The organism is Candidatus Curculioniphilus buchneri endosymbiont of Curculio glandium (assembly GCF_964275155.1).
Taxonomy (GTDB): Bacteria; Pseudomonadota; Gammaproteobacteria; order Enterobacterales; family Enterobacteriaceae; genus Curculioniphilus; species Curculioniphilus buchneri.
This window is the reverse complement of sequence record NZ_OZ193413.1, coordinates 739,392-754,278: the sequence shown is the minus strand read 5'-3', so window position 1 is coordinate 754,278 and position 14,887 is coordinate 739,392. Positions and strand designations below refer to the sequence as shown.

The 14,887-nt window shown below is 28.3% G+C and carries 5 protein-coding genes and 2 tRNA genes; 4 read left to right on the top strand and 3 right to left on the bottom strand.

Annotated features, from left to right (window positions below):
• Positions 1 to 999: 999 nt before the first annotated feature.
• Positions 1,000 to 1,072 (bottom strand) — tRNA-Lys (locus ACICP0_RS02245).
• 901 nt (positions 1,073 to 1,973) lie between these two features.
• Here ACICP0_RS02245 and ACICP0_RS02240 point away from each other — a divergent pair.
• Together ACICP0_RS02240 and ACICP0_RS02235 are read left to right on the top strand one after the other, a co-directional pair.
• Complete coding sequence (locus ACICP0_RS02240; RefSeq protein ID WP_395479681.1) at positions 1,974 to 3,722, top strand: autotransporter assembly complex family protein; 1,749 nt, start codon at positions 1,974 to 1,976, stop codon at positions 3,720 to 3,722.
• Entirely contained in the window at positions 3,719 to 7,558 is a 3,840-nt protein-coding gene (locus tag ACICP0_RS02235) for a translocation/assembly module TamB domain-containing protein (protein ID WP_395479680.1), read from the top strand. The genes ACICP0_RS02240 and ACICP0_RS02235 overlap by 4 nt, the downstream gene beginning before the upstream one ends.
• 442 nt (positions 7,559 to 8,000) lie before the next feature.
• On the opposite strand, the gene groL is transcribed toward ACICP0_RS02235, so the two are convergent.
• Positions 8,001 to 9,638, bottom strand: coding sequence for a chaperonin GroEL (groL, locus tag ACICP0_RS02230; protein WP_395479678.1), 1,638 nt, complete (start codon positions 9,636 to 9,638; stop codon positions 8,001 to 8,003).
• Positions 9,639 to 9,690: 52 nt separating this feature from the next.
• Positions 9,691 to 9,984: a co-chaperone GroES gene (locus tag ACICP0_RS02225; protein ID WP_395479677.1), complete on the bottom strand. Its 294-nt coding sequence runs from the start codon at positions 9,982 to 9,984 to the stop codon at positions 9,691 to 9,693.
• Positions 9,985 to 11,176: 1,192 nt separating this feature from the next.
• Between ACICP0_RS02225 and cutA the strand changes: the two genes are divergently transcribed.
• Together cutA and ACICP0_RS02215 are read left to right on the top strand one after the other, a co-directional pair.
• Positions 11,177 to 11,548 carry a divalent cation tolerance protein CutA gene (gene cutA / locus ACICP0_RS02220; RefSeq protein ID WP_395479676.1) on the top strand — a complete coding sequence of 124 codons (372 nt, stop codon included), beginning with the start codon at positions 11,177 to 11,179 and terminating at the stop codon, positions 11,546 to 11,548.
• Positions 11,549 to 12,859: 1,311 nt separating this feature from the next.
• A tRNA-Phe gene (locus ACICP0_RS02215) sits at positions 12,860 to 12,932 on the top strand.
• The last annotated feature ends 1,955 nt before the right edge of the window (positions 12,933 to 14,887 follow it).

Sequence of the window (14,887 nt, the reverse complement as noted above, 5' to 3'; positions counted from 1 at the left end):
TAAAATTATTAGATATGGATATCTAAATATCAGATATTTTTAACTTTTTTAATCTGAATTTATATATTTAATAAAAATTTCATTGAACCAAGACACAGGTTATTTTAGCATATAAAAAATAAATCATATGTAATTAGTGTATTTTATTAACAAAATTTCTTAGAGTAGCTATTTATTTTCTAATTTTAAAAAATCAAAAAAATTTTTAATAATTTTAATTTTTAAACTTACATTGTAAGATTTAAAGGAATTTGATCATATATTAATTTTAACAGAATTTGATATTGATACATAATATCATCATAGAGTAGATACCAATAACATTGGTATTTTATAATAATATATTATTGATACAATCTGCATTGATGTTCAGCTATATTTAATAAAAAAATCTTTACTTTCTTAACATTTGCATTCAGAATATTTTTATTGAAAACGTTATTAATCACATTACAGTTATAATATACAATATGTTATAAAAATTTTTGATAAATTTAATTGATTGATCTAATCCATTAGATGAATATATATTTATTATAACGAAACTATTTCCTACGTACATATACCATTATAGTATAATTCACCGTAATTTATAATTCTAAAAAATTATAATAGATTAATAAAATAAGAAAAAAATTAATCAAAGTTACATTAAAAAACTAATGATCTTAATAATTATACGTAAATAAAATACTTTTTTTCAAAAAAATAGAAAATAACTAACAGCATTAATGTATCAATGTATTATACATGATGCACAGATAGAACGATCATCAATAATAAATTGAATATACATTTAGTATCGTATATCAATTCAGATTAGTAAATAATGTTTTATTTAAAAAAATTTTTAAAAGAAAATGTCATTAATACTATTCATTAATAATGATAATGTTCTATATAAGCATTGTAAAGACAATTCATCTTTAATTTTTCTTTTTATTATTAGAATTAATAAAAATTAAATAAGTTTTAACAATTAAATATTTTTATTTTTTATGGGTCGTGTAGGAATCGAACCTACGACTAGTTGATTAAGAGTCAACTGCTCTACCAGCTGAGCTAACGACCCCACCATCCAATTATGGTATTTACATCCATTAATGTCAAACATATTCATACTGATCCCAGTATGAAACCATATACATTTATTCAAATCTACCAACTCTTGAATATAATTTAGTTACTTAATTAATATTATTGTTTATACTAATTCTAAGTATAACAAATGCTTAATGAGCATCGATTCTTCAACAGATAAAGTCAAGAGACATTATTTTTAAATTTATCGAATATATACTATCCGATAATCGAGATTGCTCTGATAAAATGAACAGTGTCAAGGATGATGGTATAAATTTATGTTATATTAATATTTAATATATAAATCATAAGAATTGTTCTCTAATAGATGAAATAAAATATTAAAAATAAAAGTACAGTTTTAAATTGAATTAAAAGAAATAAATTCTAATTTATTAATTAGATATTAAAAATAGTAGTTCATAAAGTCTTTAAATAACTAATAATGCAAATGATTCTAACATCACGATGTTTCAATATTATCTATAAAATAAAAAGTCAAAATTAACATTGATATTATGCAACTCAATTAAAATTTACTTAACTACAATACAGTGTGAATTATGTAACGTTTTACCATTTCACATTTTTTTAAAATATATGAGACAATTTTCACTTAACTAAAAACTATACGATGAATATTATTCATCGTATAGCATAATTTATTGTTATATACTACTACGCAGGCAATGTAATATGTCATATAATAATTAATTATAATACTTGTAGATTTAATAAATCTAATTTTTAGATCAATTAATCATTATACTTCAAAAGTAAATATATTCAAAAATACGTAACATTAGAACCTTTTAAATCTAAATTTCAGATGAGCTTTTTTTCTAAAGCTGTCAAACCAATTATATAATTCAATGAAAGAGGTGATTGGCGTGAAACAGCAATATGGCTATTATGTTGTAATTTTATGCGTTTTATTGCTGTTACATAATCCTTGTAGAGCCAATTCTAAACTACAAATAGAAGGAATTAACAATCATACATTACAACGAAACTTACGAACGTGCCTATCTAATATCAGTAGTGAAAATGAAATTATTACGAGCACACGTTTCCACAATAAGGTGAATAAAATAGTACGAAAATGTTTACGTGCGTTCGGTTACTATGAACCTACGATAACTTTTAAATTTAAAAAATCATCGAACAATAATCAAGATATATTAATTATTCACATTAATTCAGGTAAGCCAGTAAAAATCGCTGATATTAACGTGACGCTTCATGGTGAAGCAAAACAAGATAACGATTACTTAGAGTGGGTCAAAAAAGGAAAATTAACTTTAGGTAAAGTATTAAATCATTATGATTATGATAAATTCAAAGATGGATTTTCAATCTTAGCATTACAAAAAGGCTACTTTGATGCAATTTTTCGAAAAAGTCAACTTAGTGTTGTTCCATCTATCTATCAATCCTATTGGAATATCGATTTCGATAGTGGACAACGCTACCATTTCGGAGAATTCCGTATTCATGGTTCACAAATCAGAAATGATTATCTCTATAATCTCGCTAACATAAAAATAGGTGATCCTTACCACGCCGAATCATTAGCAATATTAAATAATCGCTTAGCAGCAACTAATTGGTTTAACTCGATAGTAATTTCAACTAACCTTTCTTCAGATCAAGAAAGTTGTGCTTTAATTTTGGATACTGTGGTAACTCCACGAACTCGAAATGGTATCGAAGTCGGTATAGGGTACACTACTGATATCGGACCAAGAGCAACAACCACCTGGAATAAACCTTGGCTAAATTCACGTGGGCATAGTTTTCAAACTAGTTTGAGTTTATCCGAATTGGAGCAAACAGCCGATCTTCACTATAAAATTCATCTTGTTAAAGATCCTTTTGAGCAATATTATCTACTACAAGTAGGATTGAAACGCGAAAATCTAAATCACTCTCAATCATATTCTAATATATTAAATATAGCACGTTATTGGAACTTTTCGCATAATTGGCAAAAAATTTTAAATTTTCGTTGGAGCTTAAATCATTTTATCCAAAATGAATTTACTGATACAACTATGCTCATTTATCCTAGCATTAGCCTAAATCGTACCCGACAAAAAGATGGATTAATGCCGATGTGGGGTGATAGCCAACTTTATTCAATAGATATATCACACACTGTGTTAGGGTCAAACATTAATTTTATTATTTTTAAAGTACAAACTGTGTGGATTCGTCCACTGACAGAAAAACATCGATTTATAGCACGGGGTAATTTCGGTTGGATAGAAACAAATAATTTTGAACGCATACCTCCACTATTACGTTTTTTTGCTGGAGGAGATCGTAGTATTCGCGGTTATAAATATAAATCACTGTCGTCGTGGAGAAATAGTGAAAAACCAACTGGTGCTTCTAAATTAGGTATTGGCTCACTAGAATATCAGTATAATATTTTAGGAAAATGGTGGAGTGCAATGTTTATTGATAGCGGAGAAGCAGCGGATCATATCAAATGGAATAATTTTAAAACCGGAGCTGGCATTGGTATACGTTGGCAATCTATTATTGGTCCTATTAAATTAGATATGGCTGCCCCAATGACAGAACAATATAAATTTGGAATACATTTTTATATTGGATTAGGATCTGAATTATGAACTTGTTTAGTAAAATTTTCCTAAGCATGCTGCTGTTTGTAGTAGGATTATTGGTATTTCTTATTAGCACATCCACAGGATTACGTTTTGTAGTAAATAGTTTAATTTTTTGGACACCAGGACTAGAAATTGCTTCTATTAGCGGTAGTTGGCGCAACTTAACTGTTACACAACTCCAATACCAAATACCTGGCCTTACAGTTAAAGCTAAAGAATTTCATCTAACACTAGACTTTATTAAATGTTTTCATCACCGTATGTTATATATTAACAATGCTATTGTGCGAAATATTAAAATTCAAGTTAACAAAACTGGATTGAAAATCCTATCAAAAAATATAGAGTCTAACAAGATAAATCAGAATATCAATGTTTTTACTACATCACATCCAGTGATCTTTCGTCAGTTAATGTTGAATAATATTCAAATAACCATAGATCAAAGTACAATTTCGCTTGAAAAATTGAGCACTGGGTTTAAAGTACAGAACAATATGTTAGTAATAACACCAACGTATATTACTGGATTGCTAATAACCACCTTACCGAAGGTATCGCAAGTAGTAACAGATAGCACCACTATAGTAGCTCAAACCATTAATGATAACTATCATATGCCAATAAAAGGAAAAATATACGCAGAACTAAAGCCGATTAGCAGGCATCCTGCATGGATATTTTTTTCTGAAACTCTAAGTAGTCTATGTTTAAAACCAATTTTACCACCACTGCCGTCTATTAGATTACCGTTAAATCTGATCGTACAGGAAGTCAAGGCTAATAATGTACGTTTAATTGGCAATATCAATGTAATGATTACTCACTTACATATGAAAATGATAGTTTATAACCAATATGTTAAATTGACAATTCTAGAAATAGATTCCCCTAAGGGATCAATCCGTGCTTGCGGCGATGTTGAACTAAATCGAAATTGGCCAATTAACATAGTAATGAATATTACGTTGAATATTGATCCAATAAGAGGTGAAAATGTTAAACTAATTATAGGTGGAAGCTTGTGCGATGAATTATATACACATCTCGATCTATCCGGTTCAATTAACGTTTGTATGAACATGAAAACTTATCTGACACAGGTTAATCCACCTTTAACATTATCTTGTAATAGCCGAATGTTGAAATGGCCCTTGAATAGTTTATCGCAATATCAAGCGAAAAATATTGTCTTACGATTAGATGGTACACCACAAGATTACCGGCTAATATTAACAACTACCATTATTAAAGATAATTTTCTCCTAGCAAATCTCCGATTGGATCTTACAGGCAATACAAAAGGGCTTTCTTTATCACGTCTGAAAATAACAACATTACAGGGTAATGCTGATTTAAAAGCAATAATAAACTGGAAAAATCATGCCATTAGCTGGAAAAGTGAACTTTCTTTAAAGAGTGTTGACACCACCTATCAATGGCCAGATTATCCAGTTCGATTGAGTGGAAAAATTATTTCTTATGGAAAACTATGTAACAATGATTGGCAATTAAAGATATCGAAATTATTTATAAAAGGCAGTTTCAGAGATAATGAGCTCTCTGCAGAAGGATCGCTGAGTATTAATTCTGCAGGACAATGGAAAACACAAAAATTATTATTATCTATTGGAAATAATCAATTTATAGTTCATGGAGAACTAAAAGATAAATTTGCCTTAGATGCTACTATTAAAGCATCTATGCTAAATGACATTTCGCCTGATCTAAGCGGTCAATTACAAGGTAAAATGAAGATACGAGGTGATTTTCACACACCACAGTTATTGACAAATTTCAATATTCATAATTTGCATTGGAAAGAATTCAGCATCCATAATGCAAATTTTAAAAGCAATGTGCTTTTCAGCAATATCATCTATGGTAATATGATATTGCAGCTAGATAAATTTCAGCACGGAACATTATCAATTAATCAAGCAATACTGGCAGTATTGGGCGATGAGAAACAACATAAGTTACACTTAACAGTACTAGATAATCTATTTAATAGCTACCTGAAAATTAGTGGTAAATTTGATCGAAAACAGCAACGCTGGACAGGTTTGCTCAGTCGACCTGGAATTGTATCACTTAAAAAGTGGTTACAGTATAAAAAAATAGGAATAAATAATCAAATTTTAGAAAAACATTTTATTTTTAATGAACTGTACTATTTATACAATTTTGACTTACCTAAAAATATTAATTTATTTAGTTCCGATCAAACCACGTTACGATTAAATTACTTAGATCCAAAAAGACTAAAAAAGAGGATATTAGCTAATTCTTTTCAAATTGAGAATATATTTTCAATCCAAGATTCTATATTTCCTTGGACCATGAATATATGTTTCCCGAAAAATAAAATATTTGATGCGAAACATTCAATTGATCTTAATCAAATTATGGATAAGTCATCTTTTTCTATTTTTTTTGAAATACTAAAACTTAATCTAAAATTAGATAAGAATCTTGCTCAAATAGATTGGTTTATAAAAACTTCTAATCAAAGCCAATGCATTGGCCAAATTAAAGTGATACATCCAAAGAGTTGGCGTAACATTTCTGGTTATATAAATATTAAACATTTCTCACTTTCATCGTTGAAACCATTATTTTTGAGCAGTGAAAATATTGATGGCATATTAAATGCCACATTACATTTATGTGGCACCGTGAATCAACCGCAGATTCACGGCCAGATCTCATTAACCAATTGTATCATTGAAAGTAATGATATACCTTGTATTATTACTGATAGTCAGCTAATTCTTTATTGTTCAGGAACACAGTCTACATTGAAAGGAGTGATCAGTACTGATGATGGTCAAGTTACTATAGCTGGCCATGCAGATTGGAGTTGTATGAATGCATGGAATGCACGTATCTATATAAAAGGTAAACAAGTGCGTGTTAATTGGATACCAATGGTACAGATGTATATGTCACCCGATATTATATTCGAAGCTATGCCGGAATTATTTTCAATAACAGGAAAAATTACTATTCCTTGGGCTCGTATTAAAATAAAAAATTTACCAAAAAATATGGTGGAAGTCTCATCTGATGAGGTAATATTAAATCATAATTTTCAACCAATTTTCAACAATGAAAAAAATACTATAATTCCAATAAATTTTAATTTTTTAGTGCATGTCGGAGATGACGTTAAAATTGATGCTTTTGGATTAAAGGCTAAATTAAATGGAGATCTAAAAGTCGTTCAAAACCAACAAAAAGTGGAATTAAATGGGCATATCGATATTCCTTCTGGTCACTTTCATGCTTATGGACAAAATTTAATTGTTAAAAAAGGACAATTACTATTCTCTGGTCCAGCTGATAAACCATATTTAAATATTGAAGCTATTCGAAATCCAGAATATACGGAAGATGCAATTGTTGCTGGTATCCGCATCATTGGATTACTTGAACAACCGAAAGTTGAAATTTTTTCTGATCCAATAAAATCTCAACAAGAAATACTTTCCTATTTACTGCATGGACAAGGATTAGAAACTACTAGTGCCGATAACAATATAACAACTTCGATGCTGATTGGGATCGGAGTAGCCCAAAGCGGGCAAGTTGTAGGAAAAATTGGAAAAATATTCGGAGTGAAAGAGTTAGCTTTAGCCACTCAAAGCATTGGCGATAGCTCTCAGGTAGTACTGAGTGGATATCTTTCATCTGAGTTACAACTTAAATATAGCGTGGGTCTTTTTGATTCTTTAACAACCTTAACGCTTAGCTATCGATTAATGCCAAAACTCTATTTAAAAGTAGTATCTGGTCTTACTAAGACATTAGATTTCTTATATCAATTTGATTTTTGAATCAAATTATTTATTTGATAAATAATTTTAATAAAAAATATTATTTCAATTAAAAAATAGTAATGTTAATTATATATTAATTTAAATAATTAACTTATATCATATTGATCTTTTATAAATATAAAAATTTCAATAACCTATTAATTTATATTAATTTTCATTAAATTAAGTAATAATGAAAGCGCAATTAATATGTTTACTAAACTAATTAAATTTAATATAAGCAATTATATATTATATTATATAATAATATAAAAATTATAAATAACAGTAATTTTGATAAAATTTGATCTTAAATTAAAATAATCTATTTAGATTGAACTTTTAGTAACTAATAAGAAGCTAATTATAATTAACAGAATTATATTGATTTCATTTATGAAAAACCCCGGTTTTCCCGGGGTTGTGAACTAAGTCAAAAATTTTTAACAAAGCAGTGAAATTACATCATTCCACTCATATTGCCTGCGGCACTACTACCACCTAAGTCAGGTTTGTCCTCTTTTGGTAAATCGGTTATCATACACTCAGTGGTAATCATTAAACCTGCAATAGAAGCTGCATATTGTAATGCAGAACGGGTTACCTTGGTAGGATCTAAGATACCCATATCAATCATATTACCATATTTTTCAGTTGCAGCGTTATAACCTGTATTGCCTGTACTTAATTTTACTTTATTTGCAATAACAGAAGGCTCTTCACCAGCATTAGCAACAATCTGGCGTAGAGGCGCTTCCATTGCTCGACGAGCTACTTTAATACCAACTGTTTGATCTTCATTGTCACCATGCAGATCTTCAATGGAATTGGCTGCACGAATTAATGCTACGCCACCGCCGGCAACCACTCCTTCTTCTACTGCGGCCCGAGTTGCGTGCAAGGCATCTTCCACACGAGCTTTTTTCTCTTTCATGGCAACTTCAGTAGCAGCACCTACTTTAATGACTGCAACTCCACCAGCTAGTTTAGCTATGCGTTCCTGTAGTTTTTCACGATCATAATCGGAAGTTGCTTCATCGCGCTGTTGGTTAATTTGTGTAATACGGCTATTAATATGAGATTTATCTCCGGCACCATCAATTATGGTAGTGGTGTCTTTAGTGATTATAACCCGTTTAGATTGCCCCATATCCTCTAAAGTAGTTTTTTCTAATTCTAAACCAATTTCTTCAGATATAACCGTTCCTGCAGTTAAGACAGCAATATCTTGCAACATAGCTTTACGCCGATCACCAAAACCTGGTGCTTTTACGGCAGTGACTTTAACAATGCCACGCATAGTATTTACTACCAGTGTAGCCAAAGCTTCACCTTCTACATCTTCAGCTATGATTAAGAGTGGTTTACCTGCTTTAGCCACTGCTTCTAACATTGGTAACATTTCACGAATATTGGATATTTTCTTATCCACAAGTAAAATGAACGGATTGTCTAGTTCGACAGTACCTGTTTCTGTTTTGTTAACAAAATAAGGAGAAAGATAACCACGATCGAATTGCATACCTTCAACAACATCTAGTTCATCCTGAAGCCCTGAACCTTCTTCAACAGTAATCACACCTTCTTTGCCTACTTTTTCCATAGCTTCGGCAATTAGAGTACCAACAGTCTCATCAGCGTTAGCAGAAATAGTACCTACCTGAGCAATCGCTTTAGAATCAGAGCAAGGTTCAGATAATTTTTTTAGCTCTTTAACAGCGGCGATTACAGCTTTGTCGATACCTCGTTTTAAATCCATTGGATTCATACCTGCAGCTACAGCTTTGAGGCCTTCGTTAACAATAGATTGAGCTAAAACAGCAGCAGTAGTAGTTCCGTCTCCTGCTGCATCATTTGCTTTTGAAGCTACTTCTTTAACCATCTGAGAACCCATGTTCTCAAATTTATCTTCTAATTCTATTTCACGTGCTACGGTAACGCCATCTTTGGTAATGAGCGGTGCACCGAATGATTTGTCTAAAATTACATTACGACCTTTCGGACCTAAGGTTACCTTCACGGCATCAGCCAGAACATTGACGCCGCGAAGCATTTTTACACGGGCATCATTGCCAAATTTTATCTCTTTAGCTGTCATTATTAAATTCCTTTAAATGCTCTCAGTTCAGGTGATTGTAATCATGCGCGGATTACTTCTCAACGATAGCTAAAATGTCGCTTTCGGACATAATAAGCACTTCATCGTTGTCAATTTTTTCTGTCTTCACGCTATATCCGTCATTGAAAATTACGATGTCGCCAACTTTAACATCTAGCGCTTTTATTTCGCCGTTTTCCAAAATACGACCGTGGCCTACAGCCAAGATCTCACCACGCGTGGACTTACTCGCTGCCGAGCCAGTCAGCACAATACCACCTGCAGACTTGGCTTCAACTTCCTTACGCTTAACGATAACGCGATCATGCAATGGACGAATTTTCATTGATAGCTCTCCTTGAAAAGTCCGTATCAATTATTTTCCAGAAATAACGTCAGGTGTATCATAACATCCCTGACCTCGTAATGCCTATACATGGGGGCATTCTTGAAAGCTTCAAGAGAAAAAAAATTTTTTTTTCATATTGGATAAAAATATGTTTAGCTTATTTGCTTTTAACTTTATTTAATTAATATGTCATAGATTCATGTCTCGACCAAGGATTGTATCCATTGTAATCCTTGCATTCAATGCTTTCATAATTAAAAATAGTAAGAACTAGTTTAATTATGTAAGTACAATCCATACTAATAACAACAAAGAACTATTTTAGGAAAAGACTATATCATTTTAATGTAGATTAATTTAGACACGTTCCTTTAGAAATATAATATATAAAATAATTCAGTATCACATGACTTTTAAAATCAGCTTAATTACAGGAACTCATCTTGGTTAAGATATATGATGATTATTACATTCAAAATTTACGAAGATATATTTAAGCTCACGGTTAAATTAATGAAATTAAATGAAAAATTTGTATAGCGCAGCAGATTTAGCAATATTAAATAACATAATAACATTGTATTTAAGGATATTAATTTAGATTATAGTGTAAATATTATGTACATAGAATTAAAAATGGCACAACTCCTTTTTTATGAAGTAGATTTTATCTTAGTAAAATTAATAAGGAAAAATTGAAAAACAGCAAAATTTATTTAATCATATATCCAAAATATAAAAATTAATTACCGATGGTAAGTGATATATGAAATTATGTTTTCTTCTAAAAGAAATATTACTAGTGGTATTGGCCGATGTCATTAATTTTAATCAATAGAATTTAAGTTCATTAAAATACATCACGGATTAAGCACTTTTTTCATTACTACTATACTTTTAAGGCATTAAAATTACTTGCTTATTATACTGACTTGAGCTAGTGTTTTGTTATTTACTAAATTGATAATAATATGGTGTCTGACAGAAACTGAATGTATATACTAATTACTCTGTTTATTGTCGGTATTATATTCGTATTACTTATCTTCGAAGATTTTAAGATGCAATCTTTATTTCATAAGGTATTTAGTGGTTATGACGACAAGATTATTTTTTAAATTTAAACTGGTTTATTATAAGATATAGCAATAAATTTAGCTAATCTTATTAGTAATGGAAAAGAGAAGCGATGATACATTATCTAAACAATAAGTTGGAGAGCGATGTTCATTTAAAAATTGACGATCAAAGATCGTGTCTCATTTTTTGTACTATGCCTGATAAAATCGCTGCACATAATATCTCTCAAATTTTATTAAATAGCAAACTAGCTGCATGTATTACATTGTTTCCCAATGCTATGTCTATTTACCCTTGGCAAGGTAAGATTGAAACACAATTTGAAATACAACTAATCATTAAAACTCATATTATATTACAACAGTCTGTCTTTAGAACAATTAAAACCTATCATTCGTATCAAATACCGGAGTTATTAACTTTACCCATAATAGGTGGTGATCTAGCTTATTTATCATGGTTAACTAATTGTTTACGATGACATTAATTGGTTAATATGGCTAAGTAGTTATTTATATATGTTCAGTCGATTTTTAACTTAAGATTGATTGTTATAAACCGCTATTACCAGTTTATTTGTATAGTAATCTATTAGTAGAATATTCTACATATTAGTAGAATTTTTAATTTTTTTAATAGTTATTTGCTAAATTTTCTCCGTTATATTGACGGTCATCAATACTATATATTATAAGATATTGCCATTAGTTTTTGTCAAATATGATTCTATTTATATCAATTGATCGGGCATGAATAGCTTTGATATATATTTCTCTAAAAAAGACAAAAAATTAGATTTAATACTTTATCATGCTTACTTAAGCGTTTTATTTGGTATATATAGTATTAGTATAATTTCTATGAAATTTTTTATTAATTTAATAAATTTCAAACATTTTTAATGTTCTATTTTTTTAGAAGCATTATTGTATGGCAATATATGTTTGATCTAAACAGTAAAACTGTATTCGGTTTATGTTGAAATTTTTAAAAGCAAGTAAAATAACTAAATAAGTTTTATAATATATTTATATACTCATCTGAGTAAACGAAATGGAATTGATGTATTACCTATACCACAGTATATTAAGCCATATATTATCTGTGTTTTAAGTAAGAATATAGTTGTATGACATATCTCATTAAATATGAACTAAAATTATCCATTCTAAAATATTTGATCTTGTTAAAAATGGAGTTTTCATTATCTGAGATAATGAAATCTATTAATTTAGCTTATTTCATAAAATAGTTAAAAAAATATTTTTCAATATTAGTTACTTTCCTTTGTCACTAATTTTAACACAATTAACTAAAATGTTACAGATTCGGCTAATTGACTTTCATTGTATTACTGAAGTCCATATAGCATGATGCTTCATATGCCGTATTATTTTCAATTATGCATACAGATCAATATCTTTTTATATAATTAATACAGTGAAACTTTTTGTGAATTCATCAATATGCCATTATATATTTATATTTTACGTAATCTTAATTATTTATTTATACCTGTACGGAAAATCATACTCTTGCTATTTATTATAAAATAAAAAGGACAAGTATTCCTCTTGCTATATTATTTTTCGTTTTGATAAATGTAGAAGAGATTTTTTACTGATGAAGTGATTAAAAGATGGATATTATTATGCAATGGGACAGCTGTTTCAAACATATTATTTTACATAAGCTTCAACAACTGCGCTACTATGCTACTATATTTTATTGTTAGTTGATATGAATCAGCCTATTGACGAAATTAAATAAATAAGATTTAATAATCCCTGTTGCCCGGATAGCTCAGGTGGTAGAGCAGAGGATTGAAGATCCTCGTGTCCTTGGTTCGATTCCGAGTCCGGGCATCATTATTTTTATATTCTAAAATTTTTATTTATTTTTTCATTATGTATAAATATATTCTATAATTATGATGGAATCTAATTGATTCTAATTTTAGAATTATTGCTAATTTTAATGATTATTCTTAACTAATAAAGAATATATTGGAATAACACATATTAATGGATATTGATAATTTAATGAAGAAAACTCTAAATTACTAGAATATTTAATATGAATGTGTATTTAAGCTAAATATGCAACCTGTCGGAACTACCACACACCCATAGTGACTTTAATTTTTTTGGTTTAAAATTGAGTAAAAATAATAAAAATTACATATAGTGAAAAATCATAATATAATTGTATATATTAATTATATTAACAGAATACATCAAAATATATAATCCAATTAAGATGTCATATCAGAAATATGAATAAATATGTATTATATTAATAATAAATGGTTATTTGTCTTGATGATGGCATGTTATTTTATTAGATTAGAAAAATATGATCAAATCTTTAACCAAGATTATGTTAAAACGCTGTGATGTCTTATGGATAAATAACTTTTACAAAATAAAACGTTATCTTTTAATATTAATTAATAAATTATTTCTTCCGTTTTATAGAAATAGAATTTAGAACTTCTATATTTAATATAAATAGCATATTCTATGAATATGCTTAAATATGCTTAAAGGTTAAGTGATCCAATGCTTTAAATAAATTTGATCATTAAACTTAAATACATGTCACATTATATTGTATACTATAAAAAGTTTAATAAACTGTGTGAACAGCATGATTGTAATTCATTGGAGGAATTATATTCCAGAATAATTGATACAATTCTAAAAATTATATTTTAATCATTAAGTAGTGGATCTACCACTGATTTAACAGTATAATGCACATTAAGTATATGAGTCTATTGTATGGAAAATAAAAAAATTTTTTACAGTAGATAATGATTAATAAACTGCACAACTTTTAGTAAAAAAATTCTTTATTTTTCATAGTTCACGAATAATGTTAGTGCACTAGATATTACATTTGTTTGTTAGGTTAATGGATATTTAGAATGGAAGAAAAATAAATAAAATCTTTTCTAGTAAAATTAGCACTAATATTATGTTAAATATTATGGATAATATATCCTTTAATCTATACATTCCGAATAATATTTTATTCCATTAAATTAACATATTTAACTAATATGTACACTCATAGTATTATATAGTAGATCAGATAATGTTTATCTATTTGATAGTGATTAATATATGCTATTTTTGATAATTTAAGTATATTTATTAACATATAAGGCTTTTTTTAAAAAACTATTCTTATAGTTAAATTTTTCATTGTTTTAAAAATTAAATTTTATTTTTTAATCAAGCATACTTTTTATGGAGTATGTCGATTAATGTCACTGGGCACTATTAGTGTAGTGTACTATAGTTTATAGTAACTAATTTACTAAAATAGAAAAGAAGAAAAAGTAATTTTTGATTACTAAACTTTAATTGACAAATAAACATTAAACGAGAATGAATATTGCATATATTTATTGAAGTGTTAATTATACATTGGACACAACAACAAACTTAGTATATTTAAATATATATGAATTCTAATGAATAAACTAATTATTTATAGCATAGTATATTATTATAATTTGATATTATAGACTAATATATGGTATAAATTGATAGTTTAATCATGCATTTTTTATAATTATAGGATGAATATAAAGATTTATGGAATGAATAATATTTCGTATATTATTGTAGAATTAATTAAGTATCACACTGATGTTATTTATTGAATAAATTGAAAATAGTTTTTTTACTATATCATAATAAAACATTAGATCAAATATCTAGTTTTTTTACTGATTGATTTATTCTTTACTTTATCGAGATGAATAAGGGTGCATTTATACGTTTCTTCGTTTTTATAAGTACTTTTCTAT